The following is a 20,859-nucleotide window of genomic DNA, read 5'->3' on the forward strand; positions in this document are numbered from 1 at the left end:
GATCTGATGCCACTCGTATCAGGTCGCAGGCAGCTGGTTGAGGTGCCTTGATTTACCGGGGTATAGCGCAGTCCGGTAGCGCGCCTGCTTTGGGAGCAGGATGTCAGGAGTTCGAATCCCCTTACCCCGACCAAACACTGTTGTGGCTGTATCTTTAGGACCTTGATTGGTGTTCATGTCTCAGTTTGAGGCAGGCTTTACCGTATGAGGGGTCTTATACCCAAACAAGCAGCCGTCTGTCGCGAAACATAGCGCCAGCAAGCTGTGATGTCAAATTGGAGCGCCCCGTACCGAGCGAAAGCTTGTGTACGGGGCGTTTTTTTTGGCAAAAAATGCTGTGCTGCGCGTGTATCGGCCCATATGAAGCAGTCATTATCGGTCCTACGAAAACGCTCGCCAAGCTGGCAAACCACACTGCTAAGCGACTGCTATCCCATACAGGCGGTGTTGTAGACATTTGCGACCTGCATAACCGCAACTGGGTACTGCGTAATACGGCGGTCTCAGAGGTCTGGGGGGTAGGGAAGAAGATGAATGCCCACCTGGAGGCTATGAACATCCGCACCGCAATGGACCTTGCAACCGCCGACCCGCGTACTCTGCGCGACCGGTTCAGCGTGGTCATTGAAAAGACCGCACGTGAGCTGGCAGGTACTTCGTGCCTGGAGCTGGGCGAAGCTGCACCACCCAAGCAGGAGATCTGTTGCAGCCGAATGTTCGGAAAACGGCTAACCACCATTCAGCCTATCAAAGAGGCGGTGGCCACCTACACTCAGCGTGCGGCCGAGAAGCTCCGTTCTCAAAACTCGCTGTGCAAGAAGATCCGCGTCAGCATCCGTACCGGCATGTTCAATCCGGAAGAAGCCAAGTACGCCAACGGCGCTTTGGTTGAATTGCCATACCCCACCAACGACGTGCGCTTGATGACCAGGGCGGCGACTGAGGCAGTGAATCGTTTGTTTCGACCGGGGTTCAAGTACAGCAAAGCTGAGGTTTTGTTGCTGGATCTGAGACAGCCTGGCGAATTTACGGATGACATGTTCGCTGCTTCGCAGCCGGCATCTTCGGAGAAAGTCATGGGAGTCCTGGACGAGATCAATACACGCTGGGGCAGAGGGACTTTACGAGCTGGGAGTGTTCCTTCCAATCCAGAGTGGGCTATGCGTCGCGAGCTTATGAGTCAAAGTTATACGACCAGGCTCGATCAGTTGTGGGAGGTGAAAAGTCTCTAGTAGCTCTGTAACGTGCGTAATCGCATGGACTTGACCACCCATTTGCATTCGACTTGACCAATTGTTTGCATCGGATCTGACCCGCGCAATGGGCGCGCCTTGACCGGCAGGAGTCGACCCAAAGCGGACATTTGACAGAAAGTACGCAGTAACGAATTTTTCACTGTGGCTCCAATTCTGACCATAAACAACTTCGCCCAATGCCGACCATTAACGTGCCGTAGTCTTCAAAAATACTGGTATTCACCTCATCCTGGCTCGTCCACGTTGCTTCACACTCCTCGCACACCCACAGCGAAATATTTGTGGAGCGCACCCGCATTGCTCGAACGTAACCTTGGCTGCACCTTTGGCACTCAATCAGCATACAAATAATCTCTGACAGGACTTCGGTGTAGTCTAAGCCTTTAGGCGGCTTCTGGCCGATTGCAGGCCTTCGCCGGCGATCCGCCAACCTGTTGCAGCTCGTCCGGCGTCGAAAGTGGTCATTCTCGTACACTCGAGAGACAACCTGGTGAGCCGCCGCTATCGACCCAGAAATGTACCTTCGCCGCGGTGCCCTGCTGTCCAAATGGTAAACACCTTGAGTAAGGCGATATTTAGATAACGATGCCCTCGGGATAGATTTGAAGGCTTTCAAACTGCTTTGATTCGTGTATGAGTATCCGTAGCTCCTCATGCAGCCGGATTTCCATAGTTTCCTCATCAATCACGCTATAGCTAGCCACAGTAACGTTCAGAAGCTTTTGGAAATGGGTGCTCGTCCAATTGATTTCCTGGTCCCATGTGGCAATCAGCTCTTCCTCCTGAAATACCTCTATTAGGCACTGGATGGCAATCCGGCTCCCTGAGCTAAATAAAAATTGGACGTCGTACCTTCCCAACCAGATTTGCTGTATCTCAGCCCCCAAAATGCCTTCTAACTTCAGATCGTTGTCAAAGCCGTACATGTCATCCTCTAAAGGCCGGAGGTTAAAAGCGTTGCGATGCATGAAGTGCTCTTTCCCTAAGAACAATTCCGATTACACACATCGGGCGTGAGATAAGCAAGGTTCGAGGTTCTCTGCGATGGCTGCTTCTGGCCGGTAGCCGTCTTCCGCTCCGACAATGGCGCGTCCTGTTCTACTCTCCGATCAGACCTCATGCCCTCCAGCTCAAGGGCATTTCGAACACTTTGGTAAGCCGAGCCAGCTTCTCGGCAGATCTGGCAGAGATAGCGAGAGGAGGCTCTTTGATCATGTAGAACAGATGATCAAGTGCGACACCCGCTTCGCCGTGCGCGATGTAGTCCAGAACGATCTCTGCCCCATTCTCAAGAACTGACTGTGCCAGCGGATGATCATCAGGCAAGGGGCCAAGCTGCGCATATTTAGCGGACATCAGTGTAGAGACCTCATCCAGCACTTCGAGGAGGTCTTCACGCAGATCGGGAATCAGCTGATTCATTTCGCCTCTATCCATGTCGTCATATGCTCAGTTTGTACCACCATTTGCCGAAGAGTTGCAGCGCTGGCTCCACGACGGACAGCTTTCGGCCCAGAGTGTGTAAAAACGCTGAACCGTTCGCGAGAAGGCTAGAGCTTTCGCTAAGATGGGGTGTTCATCCATCAGGAGAGCAGCCGGATGCTTATTCGACATTTTTGTGAAGGCGACGAAGCAGCTCTGTTTCAAGTTTTCTCTTCAGCTATCCGTGAGGTTGCATCTCGTGACTACACCCCTGCGCAAATCGAGGCTTGGGCACCAAAGGATCCCGATTGGACAGCATGGAATACCCGCATTCGAGACATAAATCCGTTTGTAGCGGTATTAGATGATCACATCGTTGGTTACGCTGACGTCCAAGCTTCCGGGTACATCGATCATTTTTTTGTTTCTGGTTTCCATGCACGCCAAGGCATCGGTCAACGGCTAATGGATCGAGTTGTTCAGGAAGCCACGGACCTTAAATACATTGAGCTAACATCACACGTAAGCAAAACGGCGGAATCCTTCTTTATACGTAATGGCTTTGAAATAGTGGCGCGTCGGCATTCAGTATCTCGCGGAGTCGAGCTGCCCAATGTATTGATGCGAAGACGGATGTGATGCGAGACAGCAGTGCCTGTTACATGCTCCCTGAATCTACATATTGATGTCCTTCCGCACGGCAAACAAAGGACTTTTGATGAAGCGCTTCATCCAACGCGAACATCGCGGCCAAAGCACGCTGCTCCCTGAAAGCCTCGATGACTACGTCAGCGATACCAATCCAGTGCGCATAGTCGACGTCTTCGTCGACGAACTTGACCTGATCAATTTGGGTTTCGACGGTGCTATTCCTGCTGACACAGGCCGGCCTGCTTACCACCCTGAAGTCCTGCTGAAGATCTATATCTATGGCTATCTCAACCGCATCCAGTCAAGCCGCCGCCTGGAGCGAGAAGCTCAACGCAACGTTGAGCTGATGTGGTTGACGGGGCGTTTAATGCCGGATTTTAAGACCATCGCCAACTTCCGAAAAGATAACAGCAAGGCCATCCGCGGCGTCTGTCGCCAGTTCGTAGTGCTGTGTCAGCAGTTGGGATTGTTCGGTGAAAATCTCGTCGCCATCGATGGCAGCAAATTCAAAGCCGTTAACAACCGCGACCGTAACTTCACCAGCGCCAAACTGAAGCGGCGCATGGAAGAAATCGAATCGAGCATCAACCGTTACCTTACGGCACTTGATACTGCGGATCGGCAAGAGCCCACATCCTCTGAAGCCAAGTCGGTGCGGCTGGAAGAGAAAATTGCCAAGCTGAAAGTGCAAATGAAGGGGCTTCAAGCGATTGAAATACGGCTCAACGAATCACCGGATAAACAGGTCTCACTGACCGATCCAGACGCGCGTTCAATGATGACGCGTGGTATAGGAATCGTTGGCTACAACGTGCAAACAGCAGTCGATGCTCAGCACCATTTGATCGTTGCTCATGAGGTGACCAATGTCGGTTCCGACCGTGATCAGCTCAGCTCAATTGCCAAGCAGGCGCGCGAAGCCATGGCATCGGATTCGCTTTCGGTGGTGGCTGACCGAGGCTATTTCAAAGGTGAGGAAATCCTGGCTTGTCACAACGCGGAGATCACCGCGTATGTGCCCAAGCCAATGACATCAGCAGCCAAAGCTGATGGGCGCTTCAACAACGATGCCTTTATCTATGACGGTAAGCGTCTGGCGAAGTCACCTACGACATTTAGAGCCGATAGATAAAGCATGATACGAATCGTCGAGAAGCAGTATTTGGCCAGAACCTATGATTTTCGACGGGCAGTGTCTAACTATAGCGGCTATTCGGAGGCTTTCAGAAACCGCGACAGCGATTGCGCCAAGACATCGAACACCAATGCGATACGTCTTACTCGCCGGAGGTCGTGGTGCATTGCAATCCATACACCTACTTTAAAATCGACCAGTTTCGGTAGCACTCGCACCAGCCCATGCCGACTCGCTAACTGGCTAGAGCACATCCCAATTCCCAGTCCTGCCCTCAGCGCTGCAAATTGGGCCAGATGATCGTCAGTACGAATGACCGCGCGTTCCGCCGTGCACAAATAGCCCTGTTGCTCCAAGAATGCTACCTCCGTCAGGTTGCGATCCGGGCCAATCAGCGGATACTTGTCTAATTCGCTTTCATAGCGAGGAGTGCCATTCAGCGCTACCAGCTCTTCGGTTGCGTACAGCCCTAACCGAAGATCCCCGACATGGCGGGTCACCACCGCAGACTCGGTGGGGCGATGAATACGCACCGCGACATCGGCCTCTTGCAGCGCTAGATCCTCTTGGCGATTGCAGACGCTCAGTTCCAGCCTCAACTCCGGATGCGCATTACGAACATCTCGCAATAGAAGAGGCAGTACTTCAACACTCATTAAACGACTGCTTGTTACGCGCACGGTGCCCCCTGGCACGCTGGCTTCGGCGGAAGCGGCACGGGTGAATGCCTCGGCGGCCAAGGCCATGGACTCGGCATGGCCAACCAGCTCTCTCGCAGTGTCAGTGGGCATCAACCCCTTTGGCGAGCGTACAAACAGGCTCATCCCAACGCTTCGCTCCAGTTCGTCTATACGGCGTCGTGCAGTGGCTTGCGCCACGCCCAGTGCTCTTGCAGCGGCGGAAAGGCTGCCGGTTCTCAGGACTGCCAGGAAAACGCGCTGAGTTTCCCAATGAAGCTGCGGTGTATTCATACATTTCCTATGAGCTGCTAGGTAAGTTTGATTAGTTTCAATCATACCCAGACTCGCGCATGCTTTCCCTAACCCTACTTTGGCCATCCAGCGCCCATCCGCGCACCACGAGATAAAATTCATGATATTTTCGGGAACCTGCCGTTGCGGACACGTCACTTTTGAGACCGATTGCCCACCTGTCATGACTACTGCTTGTCATTGCGTCGGATGTCAAAAAATGTCCGCTAGCGCATTTTCTCTGACGGCACTTTTTCCTGCGGCAGGCTTCGCAGTGACCCAAGGCGAAACTGTTATCGGTGGTCTACATGGCTCGACTCGCCACTATTTCTGCGCACACTGTCTAACTTGGCTATTCACCCGGCCCGCCGGAGTCGACGAGTACGTAGGTGTGCGAAGTAGCCTGTTGGAAAACCCGCAGCAGTACCTGCCGTTCATGGAAACCTGGACGAGAGAGAAATTACCTTGGGTGACGACCGGAGCTTCGGTCAGTTATGAAGCATTCCCGGATCCGCAGGATTATCCAGCACTGATGTCTAAATTTAGATCCGGGGATAAGTAAGCGCAGCTGCGTTGCCGTTTTGAAACCCTATCCAGTGGACTCCTTGTGAATGTTGTCCCAAGCAAACAATATTCGTGTCCGGTGAACCTGCCTTGCGCAGTTAAACGGGCGCCCACTCATGCGGTAGCAGCTCCATAATCTCACTCGCCCGCTGCGTCGGTAGGCGCGTGAGAACGTCTTTCAGATAGCAGAAAGGCCGGAAACAGTAGAGCAGATTGAACAAGATGCCGAGACATGTTGGGGTGCTACAGGTTTTCCTATCAAGTCAATTTATTGAAAATGAGGGTGAGTAGAAACTTGATATGTACCTAGGAAGCATCACAAAGGATGGTCTTAACTTCATCGCAGAAATAGCTAAAGCTGTGGCATGGCCTTTCGCCGCAGTTTTGCTATGTGCGCTTTTTCTAAAGCAGTTAGCGGATCTGTCAAAAGCGCTTAGTTAAGCAAGATTTAGCAGTTTGGAATTTGAGTTCGCTCGACGTGTGGCGGACTTCGCTGCCTCGTGCACGATTCACCATCATCTTCGATGTCTCCTACCTCTATCCGTCATGCGGCTGTGAACCCACGTGGAGCAATATTAGAGGCATGATTAGCTGTAGACGAGTATGCAATAACGTTAGCGCTTTCGCACAGCCTAGTGCAGCCAACGGCTCGCCGCCAGCCGGAGGCCATGAGTGGGCTGAGAACGCTAACAATGCGTGGAGCAAGATGCCAAGAGGTGAGCTTTTTAGCGTACTAATGAGTAAGGCGGCATAGTAGGCGTAACGACCGTCAGGATTCAGCCCCAGGCGGATGGCCGAAATAAGCCTTGTAGGCATGGTTGAAGTTTGCAGGGTTGGCATAGCCCAGATGGTGGGCAATCTGCGCCACGTGCCATTTGCGCTGGCGCAGCAGGTTGCGCGCCAGTTCCAAGCGATGTTGACGGACGTAATCGAGCATCGACTGGCCGTACACTTGGTTGAAGGCACGTCTTAGGGTGGTTTCACCCACACCCAGTTCCCGTGCCAGCGCTAGAGTGCTGGGTGGGGCAATCAGGTTGGCATCGAGCTTAAAGCGTGCTTCGTGTGCCAGGTCCGAATGGCTGCGCAACGCGGCCACAGGCTTGACCGACTGTGGCGCAAGATGCGTCGCCAGCTCGACCAGTACGGCCACGCTCAGACTTTCCTGATTCAGCCGTTCCAACGCCCCTTGGTAGGGTGAGTGATAAAGGCGCTCGAACAAACTCCCGACGACGCGACACCCGTGCAGTTTTGAGAAGTGCATGCCATCGTCGAGCAGCCTGGCCAGCGATTGTAGTGCCGGGTCTTCTTCGGCCAATTCGCGTAGATAGTCGCCCCCGATACGCAGCCCGGCCATGCGCGCACGGCCGCCGGCAGGCATCTGGTCCATGGCTTCCATGCTTTCGCTCAAGCCCAGAACTTGGGGCGCGCCGGGAGTGTATTTATTTAGCCGACTGTCTATACGATGCTCCCATTGCCCGCCTAGTACATGCACGATGCACACACTGTCGGGCAGCACCTTGTGGATGCGTAACGGTTCGGGAAACTGCAAATCGCAGTCGAAATACTGCAGGTGCGACCGCACCGTATGCGCGCGGTAATGGCCGATCGCGCTGCCCATGACCTGCCGCGCGCTGGCATCGAATACGCCGGCTTGGTCTAGTGCCTCTGGGTGATCGAAGCAAAAGTGGGTGTCCAGATAGGGATTGCGGCGGTCCATTGGCAAAAGCTTCCGTCAGAGCTGGTGGGCAGCGTTGCATAATATCGACATTTGGCAGCCCAATCAGTTGTTGTGAGTCATGGCCTCATTGTTGTGCGCCACAGCCGGACTGCTTGGCAGGCGCCTGAGTATAGATTTCAATGTTCGGCTTTGAAAAGTCGAGAAAACCGTAAATGTTGCTGTATCGCAAATGAGCATCGCTGCTGGAAGTGGTCCTGGCAGTGATCGCGGGGGGGGGGGCGCCCATTCTGACAACCGCCCGGAGGTCGCGGAAAAAGTCCTGGCCTATGCCGGCGAAGGCGGCGTGAAAGTCTGGACACTGCGCATCGGTGCGCGCACTGACAATCGGGCGCTGATGCAGGTAAAGGGAGTGGACCATGACGGGAACATGAAGAACCAGAAGATGGCCGTGGAAAGGACCAGCACGGACACCCGCTATTCAACCACTGATGACGGCCAAAAAGTCGTGGTGCTTGTGCTGCAAAAAGGTTGGGGCGAGCTGTACCTGCCTGGAGGATCGCATGCGCTGAATATCGACTATGACGAATCTCTGTCCGGCCGAGGCAATGCACAGGCTTTTTTGACGCTACGCGTGGGATCCCAAAGGACAAAGCTTCTAGACTCACGAATTTCAAGCGCACTGAGGCCTGCTAGCAATGTGTGGTTACCTGGGTAGTTAGCGATAATTCGAGCTTCGTAAGGTGAGCACGATTGGCCCAAGAATCACAAATCGCCCGAGGTATATTCAGGCCGAGATTCGGGCTTTGAGAGAATCCACCAGGTCTACCAGCCCCAATACGCTGGTCCCTGCAGAGCACGTTGACACGAAAAGAAAGGAGTTTTAATGATCTCAATAGATGAGCTTTTGACCATGTCCGGGCTGGGATGTCGTCGGAGCTGGTTTGAAGCACTCAAGGCCAATACCTGCGCCTTAGGTTGTGACGGCCTCCTTTTCGCTTTGAAATCGGACGGTAATGCTGACAATTCTCAGGCTGCACTATTGAGCGATTACTCGCAGGCTTGGAGAGCAATCTACGACGCCAACGATTATTCTCGAATTGACCCAGTTGTCTCGCATTGCATGTCCTCGACGAGTCCTATTGTCTGGAACGACAGCATCTTCAAGACCCCCCTCCAATTGGAGTTTCGAGAGGAGTCAAAGGGGCACGGGGTTGTTCAGGGTGTTAGCCTGCCGCTGCATGGTATGGCAGGACAGGTAGGGGTGCTAAGTGTAAGGCTGGACTCGATCCCTCAGCATCAATTGAAATACCATATAGCGCGTATTCTCCCAGGGCTGGCGCTGATCAGAGATTATGCGGTCGATACGTTTCTGTCACTGGCCGACGAGCGTGAGCCCAATAATATCGTCCAACTTTCGCACCGTGAGTTGGAAGTCCTCAAGTGGAGCGCGTTCGGCAAAACGACGTGGGAGATCGCACGGATACTAAGCTGCTCCGAAGCCAATATCAATTATCACTTTGCCAAGGTTAGGAAAAAATTCAATGTAGGGTCCAGGCGTATGGCAATCGTCAAAGCCCTGCAGACTGGCCTGTTAGAATTCTAACCACGCCTAGCCAGCAGCGGTCGTTCTCAGCTCGATCTGCTTTAGCACCTGCTGGCGGAGCGCCGGTTCCCAGACCTCGTCCCATTGACGTACATAGGATCGGCGCTGCTCCAAGACAGTGCCAGTGTTGAGATCAAAGTTTTCATTAATCAACTCAAGTTGCCTAGCCTTTGTGAATGTCATGAACGGGGAGTTGGAAAGGCGTTCAATGTCGGTTCTTACGCCAAGTTGATGTGCGCAGTGCAGCGCCGCTGCAAGAGACTCCTGTTCGGCGTGATGAGGATCGATTATCTGGGACTGCACCCGCGGAACGCTCCAAACCGATTCCTGGAAGATGTGCTGATAAACGTCCACAGCAATATCACAATGCTCGATTTCTTCGGCGAAATGGTACGCGAGTAGGTAAAGAATCCCAGTATTTCGCGATGAGGCACAAGTGCGTGCGAAATTGGAACCAGAAAATAGTTGTTCGAAGAATATGAAGCTAGAAACACAGTTTTTGCTTTCGAATACGGCTATTTTCAATAAAGCCTCTTTAAGGGCACTGAGTGTTCCTTCCCCTATCTCTTGCATTATCGATTTGTAATGGGCCTCATGAAAAAGTTTTAGACAGGGATAGATTCGTGGATGAAAACGGTCACTGACGGCGGGAGCCGCGCTCAAGAACGAATTCAAATGCTTGTGAGCCTTGGCGTGATGCATTTCTTGGGCTAAGAAAGTCTGCTCATTGGCTAGCAGCGCCTGATCGCGCATGTGCGGTCGCGCGAACCTGCTGACAAAGTTGCAGAAGTACTCGATGTACTCTAAGTAGAATGAATACCCTAGTCCTACCAGCGACGTCTGATCGTCATAGGCCCAGCGGAAGTCGAAATCTGCACCAATGCCCATCGCCTGCCTGAGGTCGAAAGGTATTCTTCGTATTCTCATACTGTTTCCTTATTACGCTTCGGCGGAAGGCAGCTACTGCCAGCAGTTGCCTTCATGAAATGTGCTCTACAAAAATAGGATGTTGTCTTCCGTCTCTGCGGAGTAAACGGCCCTTGTCTTACCCATACCCTTAACTAGGAACGAAACGTGCTGGGCACGGATTTCTTCCATTGTGTAGGGATTATCTTCCCCGAAGATTAGCTCCATTAGATGGGATTTCTTTCTTACTATACGGTCTATCGCGCCTTCGCCTCGTTTGGCCGGCAAGAAAAGTTGCATGAGTTTATTCTGGCCCTCGAAGTAAGTCTCGTGAACCATTGCGTTGTGATAGGTTAAACCCGTGTCAATCTCTGCAAGGGCTCGTCTTAAATGATCCGGATCTGACTTGACGAGCTCCTCAATTACAGCGGCCCAAGCCTGGGTATGTCTTGCTTCGTCCTTCATGATGTTGGTGATCACCTCCTGCAGCGCCGGGTGATGCACTTGGCTTCGCAGGTCCCGGTACAATTCGGTGTTAACAACCTCGCCGAAAAGGTGAGCAAAGGTGTAGCCATAGAGGCCCCAGAATTTCCGATCCTCGTAGCACCAGACGTACTTCTCCGTGTAGTCGCGAGTAGACAGCGTACTCACGTAGTCCAACTCACCGGTGGTCACATAGTGATAGGCCGTAGAGAGTGCAATACCATGGCGCATCTCCTCATATGAAATGATGTTTACGTAGGCCAGAATCTGACCCCAGTCGTTGGCAAGTCTCTTAGGATAGCCGTTGCGGATCTCGGTCAGCAGAAGATCGTGAAACTGGGTTGCGGAAGCTTGGCCTGAGTATTCTCCGTCCGATAGGCAGTCGAGCAGTTTGACCAAATCCCTATCATGGTCGTCTAGCTCTTTAAGCCAGGCCCAGTCGTAGCGCTTGGCATCCCAGCGCTGCTCGTCCGACAGGCAGCCAAAGTGGACAATGGTACTGATTCCAGACATACAGATGCTCTCTATAAAACGGATGGAAAGGGTGGGGGCATTTTTTCAGCAGCTCATGCCGCCATCGACGACCAGCGTTTGTCCCGTGATGTAGGCCGCGCCATCACTCAGCAGGTACCTAACCAACGAGGAGACTTCGCCAGTAGTCCCAAGTCGCCTGAGCGGGATGCGCTTGCGCAATCCCGGCAGAGCCTCCTTTAGCTGGCTGGTCATATCGGTTTCGATGTAGCCCGGTGCTATGCTGTTGACACGAAGGTTGAACCGCGAGACTTCCAGTGCGAGCGAGCGCGTCATCCCGATCAGCGCCGCCTTCGTTGCCGAATAGACGGTCTGTCCGACATTGCCCTTCAATCCGGAAACAGAGCTGATCGTTATCAGACAGCCGTTGCCTTCGCCCATCATGGCAGCAAGGAAGCCCTGCGAGACGCTAAAGGCAGAGAAAACATTACTGCCGAACATCCGGGTGAGCTGCGCTTCACTCACACTGGAGAACAGCGTGTCTTCAGCGATGCCGGCGTTGTTGATGACTGCGTAGGGCGGGCCGAAACGGTTAACCAGCTCCTGCGTTACGTCGCATACTTGGTTGGAGTCTGCAACATCGCAGTGTACTGCCTGTGCGTGCCTGCCTGGTTCGTTCTTAATCTGCGCGACCAAGAGCGCTGACTCATCTGCGCTCGACTTGAAGGTGAACACCACGTCATAGTCGGCACTCATTTCACGCACGATTTGCGCGCCGATGCCGCGCGAGCCGCCCGTTACAAAAATCCATTTACGCTTCATGTCTGCTGCTCCAGCAAGTTGGCGATCAATCCCATCTCAACCGCCACCAGCGGCTGGTCGTGGTGGTAGAGCATGAAGACAACGGATCCAAAGATGGAGTTATTCACGCGGATCAAGTCCTTGCCGGTGACGCTGTAGTGGATCGATTCAAAATCTTGACTATCCAGCCCCTGCCATTGCACTTGTATCAACGAAAGCGTGTGTGATACCTGATAGACGATGTAGGGCTGTAGTTCCGAGATGCCTTCGCCGGCCAGAAAACGCTGTACGTCACTTGCCAAAGCCGTTTTACGGTTGTCCTCAATGTAGATCGAGAACAGGATTGCATCCCAGTACACTGCGGGATGAACTTCGCTGTCGATGGTGCGTTGCAGTAATGCATGCTGTTCATGCAGAGCTTGAGCGCTGAAACGCTCAAGTATCGGACGTTTCCTAGCCTGCGCGGCAACAGCCAGAATGTCGGGATTGATACCAGGCTTGGCGCAACCGCTGTAAAGCGTCTTGCCCTCAGATGAGACCTTCAGGCGCTGAGGTGGCGCTGAGGTGTAGCTGACCTGCTGATTGAGCCCGATAGCATGCTTAAGATGCAGTTTGATTTCTCTAGGCTGGTCCCATTCGGTAGCTTCGTTGGCCAGATGGTTCTTCAGCGGCATCATCGCCAGCATGCCATGCACGATTCGTCCTGAATGTCCGTTTGCGATGGCGAAGTCCGTATCGAAGTGCACCGGGTTTCGATCTGCGGAGAACCGTGCCCAGTTTTCTAAATCCGTTTCATTGAATTGGCGGTGCATATCAGTGATACCTACTCACGACAAGGCAACTGTTCGCGCCGCCGAAGCCGTAGTTGATGTTCAAGACGTGGTTGACGTCGTCCAAGTACCGGTGTGTATTGGGGATGTAGTCCAGGTCACAGTCAGGGTCGGCTTGGTTCAGATTAATGGTGGCGGGTGCCATTTTTGTGAGAATCGTCTTGATGCAGAAGACGGTTTCGATTGCTCCAGCCGCGGCGATTAAGTGACCGGTGTAGGACTTGGTGCTGGAAACGGGAATGCTGTGGGCTTGTTCGCCAAACACTTTCTTAATAGTGTTAGTCTCGTTCAGATCATTAAGTTGGGTCGACGTGCCATGGGCATTTATGTAATCAATATCCGCCAGACCGAGGCCGGCATCCTGGATAGCTCCTTGGATCGACATTGAGCGGCCCAGCAGGTCTTCGGCAGGCGCAGTGATATCGTATGCATCTGAATAGTTTGCGTAGCCGCCAATCTCGGCGTAGATAGTGGCGCCTCGCTTGAGAGCCTCGTCCAACTCCTCAAGCACCAATACCGCGCTACCTTCCGAAAGCACAAAGCCGCTACGGCCCAGGCTGAACGGGCAGCATGCTTTCACGGGGTCCAGTTGTTCTTTGCTCAAGGCCCCCAAAATGTCAACTGACCAGACGTTGTATGCCCCAGTGATGCTTTCGCTCCCACCGGCCAGCATGCATTTCGCGCGGCCGTTGCGAATCAGCTCGCAGGCATCCCCGATGGCGATGTTGCCTGTGGCACAGGCGGCAACTAGGGTGTTCTGATATCCACGCATATTCCAGGCCATCGAGGCGGACCCGGTCCACACACTGTGCATCGAGAAAATCGTGCTAAGCGGCGATGCTAGCCCCGTATCCACGTAGATATCGTTGTTTTCGATCGTGGAGTCGACGCCCCCCCAACCGGTACCGAAGACCACCCCCCTTTCGAACGGTGAGTAGTATTTATCCATGGTATCGACCGGGTTGTCGCCGAATGCCATCTGAATTGCCTGCTCCGCAGCTACCATACCAATCCTTGCGTAACGCGGCAGGTTCTTCGCGATACGCTTAGGGACGCTGTTAAGCGTTATCGGGAATTTGATCTTGCCGTAGAACTTCGCAGTGACTGATGGGTCGGCCATCGGGTGCAGCGCGTAGCCAAGTTGATAGTCCTTGATCGCTTCCCAGATCTCATTAGTGTTTCCTCCCAGAGCACATATCGAGCCAAAGCCAGTTACCACGACTCGTTTCTTCCGTTGCACATCGACCTCCTTCAAACATCAGTTCCGTGCGGTGTTGTTAACAGGACTAAACGCTAGCTTCGCGGCAGAACTGGTAGAATTCACCAATGGTATTAAGGTTGGCAGTCGGTAGCTTGTTAACGTCAATGCTAATGCCGAGTTCTTTTTTCAGAGCGACCTGGATGCTCACGTAATCGAGGCTAACCAAGTGAATATCACTGATCAGGGTTTGCTCGGTGATGCGGTCGATCTCAAAGTCGGTAAGTTCTCCGATGACACTGTTTACGACAGTTGCGATGTTCATTTGTCTTTTCCTGTACTAATGGGTTGCTTGCTGCTGCCGGCCATGATTTCATTCATAATCTTGCGAACGTCGTCGGTCATTGGTACCTCCATAGAGAAGGTATTGTTGATAACGGTGTAGTCTATATAGCCCATGCGCGCGATGGGGCGGACGCTCTCGATATCCATGCGTCCGTCGGGTGTTATGTAGTTGTCATTAATGTGTACACGGATCACTTCTCCAATGATCACGTCCACAGTGCCTAGCTCACCGTTACCCTGAACGACGGTAGTTGATACGTAGCGGCACTCCAAGTGGCATGGACTGGCTTTCACCATGGGAACATTGGAAAGGTCGGCTTTCACCTTTTCCAAGCCGGCCAATTCGAACTCGCTTTGATCTGAAGGCACGATCATTGCTGAGATGTTGACGGCTTCTTTCAGTGCTTCGGTGGCCATGTTCCATACGAACCATCCAGTTTTTTCCGCATTAACCGCTGAATCTTTTCGTTGACCGGTGGGATAGTGGTTGGCGGAAAACATGACCATGGGCGGATCGAATGTAATTATCCCACACTGACTAAAGGGAGCGAGATTCTCGTTACCTTTTTCGTCAATAGAAGAGATCCAAGCAATGGGTCTCGGTACCACGCAGCTTCGAAACGGTGTAAAGGGTAAAGGGCAGTTTTTGTCCTGTGGGTCATACTTCATATGATGTCTCCGAAATGTCGGTGTGTATATTTCCAGTCGTTAAGATTTGCGTCAACTATCAATTTCCTTGCCTATCTGAAATGGTAGCTAGAATGACAGGTGCGATACTCGCTGCCTCATATATCTGTCGCTATTGATGGTAATATTAAATAGGGGCGCAGGGTCCGTGTCCACGCTGCATGCGCTAATATAACTGCTAGTATGTTCGTTATTTTATATGAATAGATTGTCTAATTGACACCTGACTGTTTTTTTTTACGTGCATCCGTTTGGGATACCGCTGGGCTTTAATATTCAAACTGATGGAGAGGGTTGGGCAAGCCATTTGACTAGACGGGATAAACGAGGATCTAGAACACCTGAACCTAAGCTCCCTTGAAACAGCCGCTGCTCGGTGATCCTTCGCGCGTGATCCCTAGCCTAAGCTTGCTCGGCTAATCAAAGCTTGGGCAGACACGACGAAGCGTCAGGCGTCGTCGCGGTAGGAAGACTGACTTTATATTGGCAAAATTCACCAAGTCCGGATGTATCTTCAAGCCGGCAGCGGGTTTAGGCGCGATGTACGCCCTGGTCCCGCCAGTGTCTAGGTGGATAGTTCACGTTTCACGGTGGGAAATCCGCAATCAGCGGCGCCAGACCTTGAGCAGCAAACTGGCATTCACGCCGCCAAAACCAAAGCCGTTGCAGAGTGCATAGTGAATTGGCATGAAGCGCGGCTCACCCAGCACAAGATCGATGTGCTCAGCGTCGTCGTCCGGCTTGTGGCAGTTTAGATTGAATGGCGCTACCTGATCGCCGAGCGACTTGACGGTGAAGATACTTGCCAATCCGCCAGCGGCACCTAGTAGATGGCCGGTTGAAGACTTAGTGGATGAGACGGCAACGTTATTAGCGCCGAACACCGCTTTAATCGCCGCCAGTTCACCTTTGTCACCAACTGGTGTCGACGTCGAGTGGGCATTGATGTACCCAACCTTGCTGGGTTCAATGCCTCCCTGAGCAAGTGCGGCGCGCATGCACTGTTGAGCGCCTTCGCCATCAGGAGGAGCGGCGGTGACATGGTAGGCATCCGCACTGGTGCCGTAGCCAACTATCTCCGCAAGCGGCGTTGCGTTGCGGGCTAAGGCGTGTTCTAGCGTCTCGATCACCATTAACCCGGCACCCTCTGCGATCACAAACCCATCCCGATCGGCATCGAATGGGCGGGAAGCTTCAGCAGGACGGTCGTTGAAGGATGTGGCCATGGCCTTCGCTGCTACAAAGCCACCAATGCTGACTTCGTTGATGCAGGCTTCGCTACCACCGCAAATCGCGACATCGGCTTCGCCGTTCTGAATCATGCGCACTGCATCGCCGATGGCCTGGACGCCAGCAGCACAAGCGGTAGCCGGTGCCCCTAGCGGTCCCTTGAAGCCATATTTGATAGAAACCTGCCCTGCTGCCATGTTCACCAAAAAGCCGGGAACAGTGAAGGGAGAAATACGTCGGTGACCACTGGCGTTGATAGTGTTGACGGTGTCCCGGACAAAATGCAATCCGCCGATTCCCGACGCAATAACGGTCGCGGTGCGTTTCTTCTGCTCCTCAGTTGGGCTCCATCCCGCTTGCTCGATCGCCTCGCTGGCGGCCGCAAGGGCGAAAATAATGAATCGGTCCATGCGTCGCGCCTCTTTAGGCTCGACGAATTGATGCGCGTCGAATCCGGCTTCGGAGTCGTTCTTCTTGTCCTGTACGGTACCCGCGATGCGCACGGGAAGTTCGCCGAACGGTTCAATGGCGCGGACACCGGACTTACCCTGCAGTAGGCGCTCCCAGCTCCGCTCGACACCCACGCCCAGCGGCGAAACCGCACCCATTCCTGTGATTACAATTCGCTTTGCCATAAGTTATTTCCTCTATTCTCGATGTCTGACCTTTGGAGAGCTTTTGTCAGGCCTACCGTGGCGTGATCAAATCGGGTATTTGATAGTTACCTCCACCTTGGGTCAACCATTCGGAGCGTCGACTATCAAATCTGATAGTCGACCTCGAGACGTTTTGGAAAAGCCCGACTTTCCTCAAGTCGCTCCCAGCTGCGATTCACACACGTCGACACCCACAATTACGTTCAGATTTAGTTCTTGTCTCATCCATACGGCTCGAGTGAGCACTTCGAGGCATTGAGTTTCTCGTCGATTGTGCGCTGTAATATGGAGCCAGCTAATATTCGTCGGCGCACCCTCCACACGTTCCTCGTCGCGATGTTCTGACTTATCAACTTAGGTCGCATTAGCGACGTTGGCCTCCGCATGGCAGTTCACGTTTAAGCGTTTAAGCTCATCACAGTAGGTTAAAGGTTGCCCGGTCACCGTGCTCCAAGCTATACCTATTCGGGCGGTGCAAGCACTGGTGATCGCTGCCAGTCGGGATGCCCAAATTTTCGCATGTCGTGCGGTTAAGCTGGATGCGTAGGGCAATAGCGTTTTCCACGCCAATGCGTATAGCTGGGCCGAAACGGCTGATGTCTAGCCCTTTTTTTCTCAGGAGTTTTTCGACGCCCAAAGTAGTCACAGTCACAAACTCATCTACGTCATGTGCGATTGCGAATTTAATCACCGCCCTGATTGCCAGAAGCGAGTCGCGTGACAAATCATGGCATTGCTTATCGCGTGCAAGGATGGCAAAGCGGCTTAGCTCCCAAATATGGGTTGAGTGCGGGGCATCAACCCCATGCAATAGTTCCGGAAAAGTGTTCTTGAGCATGTAAGGGCCGGTCGTTGGCAGGATCCGCCAGCAACCGAATTGCTGTTGCGGCGCGTCCTTGTCTTCAAGTATAAGATAATAGGGATCAAGTGCGTCATACCCGTCGATTTCCATATCGGCTATGATCGAAACATCCCAGCGCTTTCTGTCTTTAAACACCTGTGCACGGAGTTTATGCATGCGCATAAGGCAATCTTTGTCAAGGGTGGTGCGTGTGCCAACTTCGATAATCATATAGCTTCCTCGCAAAGCGGTAATTATGAAGTTTGCACAAAGATATATTAACTAGCTAAACTGCTAGTTGCGCTACCTAAGCAAAGACGCTACATTTTTTTTAGCAGGATGATCGCCGACTATTGCTTTTGCTAGTGGGCGTTTCATTTTATTCAGAAAACAGGTTTGTTATGAACTCTACTATTCCTTCCACGGTAGACCACTATGAAACTTCACAGCCTTATTGAAGCTGTTCGCCTGCGTTCTTGCCCACTTGTTATCGAGAGCGAATGGTCGCAGGGTCGAACAGTATTTGGAGGGGTCTTGGTTGCTTTGGCTCATGAAGCCATGCTTACGTACGTTCCTTCAGAACGGGCTCTGCGATCACTTTCAGTTGCGTTCGTTGCGCCAGTGATTATTGGTGAGCCCCTGATCTTCAGCACAGAGGTATTGCGCGAGGGACGCGGCATCACCTATCTGCAATGCCGGATCATTCAGCACGGCCAGACCGTCACTACTGTAATGGCCTGCTTTGGTGCAGCGCGGCAGCAGGCATTCGCCTTAGCGGCTGATGCCCGGTTCGAGGTGCCTTTGATCGAAGCGTGCGAGCCGTTGCCTTTCCTGCACGAGGTGACACCGTTATACCTGCAGAATTTTGATGTCCGCTGGGGGATTGGTGAAATGCCTTTCACAGGAGCTACATCCAGGCGTACGGGAGGGTGGATTCGGTTTAAAGACGGGTCCGAAACAGCAAGGCCGAGCGAGTCATATTTGCTGGCGGTGATGGATGCCTGGCCACCCTCAGCCTTGTCACTTTTCGATGGGCCGGTCCCAACTAGCACTCTTACTTGGAGCATCGAGTTAGCCCAGCCCTTTCGGCATCAGCCCACCGACACCTGGTTTGCCATTCAGCTTTCCAGCGAATATGCGGAACAGGGATACTGCGCCTCCTCTGCAAGCGTGTGGTCAGCCGACGGGCAACTGATGGCTCTCGGGCGTCAAACGATTGCCGTGTTTGGCTAGGGCGTTCGTCAGAGCTGGTGGGCAGCGTTACATGATATCGACATTGGCCACCTCGATCAGTTGTTGTGAATCAAGGCCTTACTGTTGTGCGGCCACGGCCGGGCCGTTTGGCTGGGGCGGAAGCATTGAGTTCAATGGTCGGGATTGAACTGTCGAGGAGGCCACAAATGTTGATGTATCGCAAATGGACATCGTTGCTGGGCTTGGTTCTGGCCGTTATCGCGGGATTCGCCCATGCTGACAACCGCCCGGAGGTCGCGGAAAAAGTCCTTGCCTATCCCGGCGAAGGCGGCCTCAAAGTCTTGACCCTGCGCATCGGTGCGCGCAGTGACAATCAGGCGCTGGTGCAGCTAGGTTGGTGTGAGAGGACCAATACTTCGCTCATGAAGACGTTTGCGTTCACTGGTGATCACCAGCGGCCGGCCTCGAAGCCAGCCAGTCCATTGCGGAGAGCAGCACGTCACCGTCAGGTGCTCCCTGCAGCTTGATCGAGCGGCCAGATTGTTTGTCCTTGATGACCAGCGTAGGGGTGGCTGTGATGCCGTCCTGGCTCGCCTTGTGAGCCTGGCTAATGACGGCCTGTTGCACAGACGGGTTTCTCGCAGCGCAGTTACCCGCAATCGGTCCTTGGGTAGGTCGTCGCCTTGTGAGTTTCGTAAAGTGACTGTGCTACGTCCAGCGTCTCTTGCACACCCATCCCAAACTTTGCAGAGCACACCTCCTGCAGGGTGCTCAGATCGAACGGGAGCGGAGCTGGATCCTTGCCACGCTTTGTATCAACAGAAACAGTCGTTGCAGCCTGACTATTTTTCAGCGCGGCCAGTGCTGCAGCTGCAGCGGCTTGATCAAGGCAACGGCCTTCCTCATCTACCACGTACTCGTCTGCGACCCATTTCGCCAGGAACGATTGTCCTGCCGTCCAGAGCTGAACCTCGACACTCCAGAACGGTTTGGGTATGAAGTTTGAGATCTCCCGGTCGCGGTCGACCACCAGGCGAAGGGTCGGCGTTTGAACGCGGCCCACCGAGAGCACACCGTTGTACCCTGCCTGTCGGCCGAGCAAGGTGAATAGCCGCGAAAAATTCATACCGATGAGCCAGTCCGCTCTGGAGCGAGCGAGCGCCGAGAGATACAACGGGTAGGTTTCAGAGCCTTGTTTTACGGTGTTGAGCGCCTGGCGGATGGATGCTTCATTGAGCGCAGACAGCCATAGCCTTTGAATCGGTCCCCGGTACCCACAATACTCGATCAGTTCGCGAGCGATCATCTCCCCCTCGCGGTCAGCGTCTGTCGCAATGACGAGCTCGGTGGCCTGCTTGAGTAGCTGCTTGACGATCTTGAACTGACTGGCGGTTTTCGGCTTGACTAGCACTTTCCATTCCGCAGGCAGGATTGGAAGTGTGTCCAGGCTCCAGTTTTTCAGGTTCTCTCCATAGGCATCGGGAGGAGCTGTTTCCAGAAGGTGTCCGATCCCCCAAGTCACCGCCACACCATTGCCCTTGATACAGCCGTCACCTCGTGTCTTGGCCCCGAGTACGGCGGCGATGTCTTTACCCTGGCTGGGCTTCTCGCACAGATACAAACGCATAAGGACTCCGATGAGGTCGTTTTACTCAAAGGAGAAACATTGCCTGCTTGAGAGGCGATGCGCCTTATCAAACCGTACATTGGTCCCGGAGGGGTTGCTCGCGGCAGCAGGATGTGTTGTAACCGTATTCCAAGCTTTCTGGAAAGTTTTATGAGCTACGTCTTTTACCCTACGCCGGTATTGTTTAAATCTGCCTGCAACAAGGGTAGGTTTGACAGGCAGAGAAAAAGCTATGGCACCTAAAAGATTGAGGCCAAATATTACCTTGGGCGTAGTCAGTGGCAAAACTGTTTGTAATTACTTTTGATTT

Annotated in this window: 21 protein-coding genes, 1 tRNA gene and 2 pseudogenes; 9 read left to right on the forward strand and 15 right to left on the reverse strand. The window is 53.2% G+C overall.

The window, feature by feature from the left end:
- Positions 1-56: 56 nt before the first annotated feature.
- Together ACW55A_RS02950 and ACW55A_RS02955 are read left to right on the forward strand one after the other, a co-directional pair.
- Positions 57-133, forward strand: a tRNA-Pro gene (locus ACW55A_RS02950).
- A 397-nt stretch (positions 134-530) separates the two neighbouring features.
- Entirely contained in the window at positions 531-1,232 is a 702-nt protein-coding gene (locus ACW55A_RS02955; protein WP_498810566.1) for a DUF4113 domain-containing protein, read from the forward strand.
- Positions 1,233-1,831: 599 nt separating this feature from the next.
- Here the strand turns inward: ACW55A_RS02955 and ACW55A_RS02960 are convergent.
- On the reverse strand, positions 1,832-2,224 hold the full coding sequence (locus tag ACW55A_RS02960) for a hypothetical protein (RefSeq protein ID WP_498810568.1): 393 nt from the start codon (positions 2,222-2,224) through the stop codon (positions 1,832-1,834).
- A 148-nt stretch (positions 2,225-2,372) separates the two neighbouring features.
- A complete protein-coding gene (locus tag ACW55A_RS02965; RefSeq protein WP_044311807.1) occupies positions 2,373-2,678 on the reverse strand; it encodes a hypothetical protein in 306 nt (101 codons plus the stop codon).
- A 177-nt stretch (positions 2,679-2,855) separates the two neighbouring features.
- On the opposite strand from ACW55A_RS02965, the gene ACW55A_RS02970 reads away from it, so the two are divergent.
- Together ACW55A_RS02970 and ACW55A_RS02975 are read left to right on the forward strand one after the other, a co-directional pair.
- Positions 2,856-3,317 (forward strand): GNAT family N-acetyltransferase, encoded by a 462-nt coding sequence (locus ACW55A_RS02970; RefSeq protein WP_029243644.1) that lies wholly within the window; start codon positions 2,856-2,858, stop codon positions 3,315-3,317.
- A gap of 79 nt (positions 3,318-3,396) precedes the next feature.
- Positions 3,397-4,413, forward strand: a pseudogene (locus ACW55A_RS02975) (IS1182 family transposase); the annotation flags it as partial.
- A 125-nt stretch (positions 4,414-4,538) separates the two neighbouring features.
- On the opposite strand, the gene ACW55A_RS02980 reads toward ACW55A_RS02975, so the two are convergent.
- A complete protein-coding gene (locus tag ACW55A_RS02980) occupies positions 4,539-5,480 on the reverse strand; it encodes a LysR family transcriptional regulator (protein WP_498810571.1) in 942 nt (313 codons plus the stop codon).
- A 76-nt stretch (positions 5,481-5,556) separates the two neighbouring features.
- Here ACW55A_RS02980 and ACW55A_RS02985 point away from each other — a divergent pair, with 76 nt between their 5' ends.
- Positions 5,557-5,997 carry a GFA family protein gene (locus ACW55A_RS02985; protein WP_369305668.1) on the forward strand — a complete coding sequence of 147 codons (441 nt, stop codon included), beginning with the start codon at positions 5,557-5,559 and terminating at the stop codon, positions 5,995-5,997.
- 100 nt (positions 5,998-6,097) lie between these two features.
- Here the strand turns inward: ACW55A_RS02985 and ACW55A_RS02990 are convergent.
- Positions 6,098-6,193 (reverse strand): annotated as a pseudogene (locus ACW55A_RS02990) (transposase domain-containing protein); the annotation flags it as partial.
- A 575-nt stretch (positions 6,194-6,768) separates the two neighbouring features.
- Positions 6,769-7,716 (reverse strand): helix-turn-helix transcriptional regulator, encoded by a 948-nt coding sequence (locus ACW55A_RS02995; RefSeq protein ID WP_024648291.1) that lies wholly within the window; start codon positions 7,714-7,716, stop codon positions 6,769-6,771.
- Positions 7,717-7,906: 190 nt separating this feature from the next.
- Between ACW55A_RS02995 and ACW55A_RS03000 the strand changes: the two genes are divergently transcribed.
- Both ACW55A_RS03000 and ACW55A_RS03005 read left to right on the forward strand, forming a co-directional pair.
- A complete protein-coding gene (locus tag ACW55A_RS03000; RefSeq protein WP_498810574.1) occupies positions 7,907-8,392 on the forward strand; it encodes a hypothetical protein in 486 nt (161 codons plus the stop codon).
- A 168-nt stretch (positions 8,393-8,560) separates the two neighbouring features.
- Positions 8,561-9,280, forward strand: coding sequence for an autoinducer binding domain-containing protein (locus ACW55A_RS03005; RefSeq protein WP_003345774.1), 720 nt, complete (start codon positions 8,561-8,563; stop codon positions 9,278-9,280).
- A gap of 6 nt (positions 9,281-9,286) precedes the next feature.
- On the opposite strand, the gene ACW55A_RS03010 is transcribed toward ACW55A_RS03005, so the two are convergent.
- The 9 genes from ACW55A_RS03010 to ACW55A_RS03050 form a co-directional block, all read right to left on the reverse strand.
- Positions 9,287-10,207, reverse strand: coding sequence for a metal-dependent hydrolase (locus tag ACW55A_RS03010; RefSeq protein ID WP_024648292.1), 921 nt, complete (start codon positions 10,205-10,207; stop codon positions 9,287-9,289).
- 66 nt (positions 10,208-10,273) lie between these two features.
- Positions 10,274-11,182, reverse strand: a complete 909-nt coding sequence (locus ACW55A_RS03015; protein ID WP_003345778.1) for an acyl-ACP desaturase — start codon at positions 11,180-11,182, stop codon at positions 10,274-10,276.
- A 45-nt stretch (positions 11,183-11,227) separates the two neighbouring features.
- Positions 11,228-11,962: an SDR family NAD(P)-dependent oxidoreductase gene (locus tag ACW55A_RS03020; protein WP_024648293.1), complete on the reverse strand. Its 735-nt coding sequence runs from the start codon at positions 11,960-11,962 to the stop codon at positions 11,228-11,230.
- Positions 11,959-12,753, reverse strand: coding sequence for a MaoC/PaaZ C-terminal domain-containing protein (locus tag ACW55A_RS03025; RefSeq protein ID WP_074809495.1), 795 nt, complete (start codon positions 12,751-12,753; stop codon positions 11,959-11,961). Before ACW55A_RS03025 ends, ACW55A_RS03020 begins: the two co-directional genes overlap by 4 nt.
- Before the next feature lies 1 nt (position 12,754).
- Positions 12,755-14,026 carry a beta-ketoacyl-[acyl-carrier-protein] synthase family protein gene (locus ACW55A_RS03030; protein WP_024648295.1) on the reverse strand — a complete coding sequence of 424 codons (1,272 nt, stop codon included), beginning with the start codon at positions 14,024-14,026 and terminating at the stop codon, positions 12,755-12,757.
- Positions 14,027-14,057: 31 nt separating this feature from the next.
- Positions 14,058-14,294, reverse strand: coding sequence for an acyl carrier protein (locus ACW55A_RS03035; RefSeq protein WP_003345784.1), 237 nt, complete (start codon positions 14,292-14,294; stop codon positions 14,058-14,060).
- Positions 14,291-14,983: a flavin reductase family protein gene (locus ACW55A_RS03040; RefSeq protein ID WP_024648296.1), complete on the reverse strand. Its 693-nt coding sequence runs from the start codon at positions 14,981-14,983 to the stop codon at positions 14,291-14,293. Before ACW55A_RS03040 ends, ACW55A_RS03035 begins: the two co-directional genes overlap by 4 nt.
- A 623-nt stretch (positions 14,984-15,606) precedes the next feature.
- Positions 15,607-16,866: a beta-ketoacyl-ACP synthase II gene (gene fabF / locus ACW55A_RS03045; protein ID WP_024648297.1), complete on the reverse strand. Its 1,260-nt coding sequence runs from the start codon at positions 16,864-16,866 to the stop codon at positions 15,607-15,609.
- A 436-nt stretch (positions 16,867-17,302) separates the two neighbouring features.
- The gene (locus tag ACW55A_RS03050) at positions 17,303-17,959 is read right to left on the reverse strand and encodes an acyl-homoserine-lactone synthase (protein WP_498810580.1); all 657 of its coding nucleotides are present in this window, start codon (positions 17,957-17,959) and stop codon (positions 17,303-17,305) included.
- Positions 17,960-18,163: 204 nt separating this feature from the next.
- On the opposite strand from ACW55A_RS03050, the gene ACW55A_RS03055 reads away from it, so the two are divergent.
- Together ACW55A_RS03055 and ACW55A_RS03060 are read left to right on the forward strand one after the other, a co-directional pair.
- A complete protein-coding gene (locus ACW55A_RS03055; protein WP_024648299.1) occupies positions 18,164-18,961 on the forward strand; it encodes an acyl-CoA thioesterase in 798 nt (265 codons plus the stop codon).
- Positions 18,962-19,128: 167 nt separating this feature from the next.
- Positions 19,129-19,449, forward strand: a complete 321-nt coding sequence (locus tag ACW55A_RS03060; RefSeq protein ID WP_032631769.1) for a hypothetical protein — start codon at positions 19,129-19,131, stop codon at positions 19,447-19,449.
- A gap of 122 nt (positions 19,450-19,571) precedes the next feature.
- Here ACW55A_RS03060 and ACW55A_RS03065 read toward each other — a convergent pair whose 3' ends face one another.
- Positions 19,572-20,549 (reverse strand): DNA topoisomerase, encoded by a 978-nt coding sequence (locus ACW55A_RS03065; RefSeq protein WP_498810582.1) that lies wholly within the window; start codon positions 20,547-20,549, stop codon positions 19,572-19,574.
- Between the last annotated feature and the right edge of the window lie 310 nt (positions 20,550-20,859).

Source organism: Plantibacter cousiniae (nom. nud.) (assembly GCF_977070315.1).

What these genes read in the sequence shown, in the direction of transcription:
- ACW55A_RS02955 (WP_498810566.1), top strand. Translation starts at nt 531, where the DNA reads ATGAATGCCCACCTGGAGGCTATGAACATCCGCACCGCAATGGACCTT.
- ACW55A_RS02960 (WP_498810568.1), bottom strand. Translation starts at nt 2,224, where the DNA reads ATGCATCGCAACGCTTTTAACCTCCGGCCTTTAGAGGATGACATGTAC.
- ACW55A_RS02965 (WP_044311807.1), bottom strand. Translation starts at nt 2,678, where the DNA reads ATGAATCAGCTGATTCCCGATCTGCGTGAAGACCTCCTCGAAGTGCTG.
- ACW55A_RS02970 (WP_029243644.1), top strand. Translation starts at nt 2,856, where the DNA reads ATGCTTATTCGACATTTTTGTGAAGGCGACGAAGCAGCTCTGTTTCAA.
- ACW55A_RS02980 (WP_498810571.1), bottom strand. Translation starts at nt 5,480, where the DNA reads ATGATTGAAACTAATCAAACTTACCTAGCAGCTCATAGGAAATGTATG.
- ACW55A_RS02985 (WP_369305668.1), top strand. Translation starts at nt 5,557, where the DNA reads ATGATATTTTCGGGAACCTGCCGTTGCGGACACGTCACTTTTGAGACC.
- ACW55A_RS02995 (WP_024648291.1), bottom strand. Translation starts at nt 7,716, where the DNA reads ATGGACCGCCGCAATCCCTATCTGGACACCCACTTTTGCTTCGATCAC.
- ACW55A_RS03000 (WP_498810574.1), top strand. Translation starts at nt 7,907, where the DNA reads ATGAGCATCGCTGCTGGAAGTGGTCCTGGCAGTGATCGCGGGGGGGGG.
- ACW55A_RS03005 (WP_003345774.1), top strand. Translation starts at nt 8,561, where the DNA reads ATGATCTCAATAGATGAGCTTTTGACCATGTCCGGGCTGGGATGTCGT.
- ACW55A_RS03010 (WP_024648292.1), bottom strand. Translation starts at nt 10,207, where the DNA reads ATGAGAATACGAAGAATACCTTTCGACCTCAGGCAGGCGATGGGCATT.
- ACW55A_RS03015 (WP_003345778.1), bottom strand. Translation starts at nt 11,182, where the DNA reads ATGTCTGGAATCAGTACCATTGTCCACTTTGGCTGCCTGTCGGACGAG.
- ACW55A_RS03020 (WP_024648293.1), bottom strand. Translation starts at nt 11,962, where the DNA reads ATGAAGCGTAAATGGATTTTTGTAACGGGCGGCTCGCGCGGCATCGGC.
- ACW55A_RS03025 (WP_074809495.1), bottom strand. Translation starts at nt 12,753, where the DNA reads ATGCACCGCCAATTCAATGAAACGGATTTAGAAAACTGGGCACGGTTC.
- ACW55A_RS03035 (WP_003345784.1), bottom strand. Translation starts at nt 14,294, where the DNA reads ATGAACATCGCAACTGTCGTAAACAGTGTCATCGGAGAACTTACCGAC.
- ACW55A_RS03040 (WP_024648296.1), bottom strand. Translation starts at nt 14,983, where the DNA reads ATGAAGTATGACCCACAGGACAAAAACTGCCCTTTACCCTTTACACCG.
- fabF (WP_024648297.1), bottom strand. Translation starts at nt 16,866, where the DNA reads ATGGCAAAGCGAATTGTAATCACAGGAATGGGTGCGGTTTCGCCGCTG.
- ACW55A_RS03050 (WP_498810580.1), bottom strand. Translation starts at nt 17,959, where the DNA reads ATGATTATCGAAGTTGGCACACGCACCACCCTTGACAAAGATTGCCTT.
- ACW55A_RS03055 (WP_024648299.1), top strand. Translation starts at nt 18,164, where the DNA reads ATGAAACTTCACAGCCTTATTGAAGCTGTTCGCCTGCGTTCTTGCCCA.
- ACW55A_RS03060 (WP_032631769.1), top strand. Translation starts at nt 19,129, where the DNA reads ATGTTGATGTATCGCAAATGGACATCGTTGCTGGGCTTGGTTCTGGCC.
- ACW55A_RS03065 (WP_498810582.1), bottom strand. Translation starts at nt 20,549, where the DNA reads ATGCGTTTGTATCTGTGCGAGAAGCCCAGCCAGGGTAAAGACATCGCC.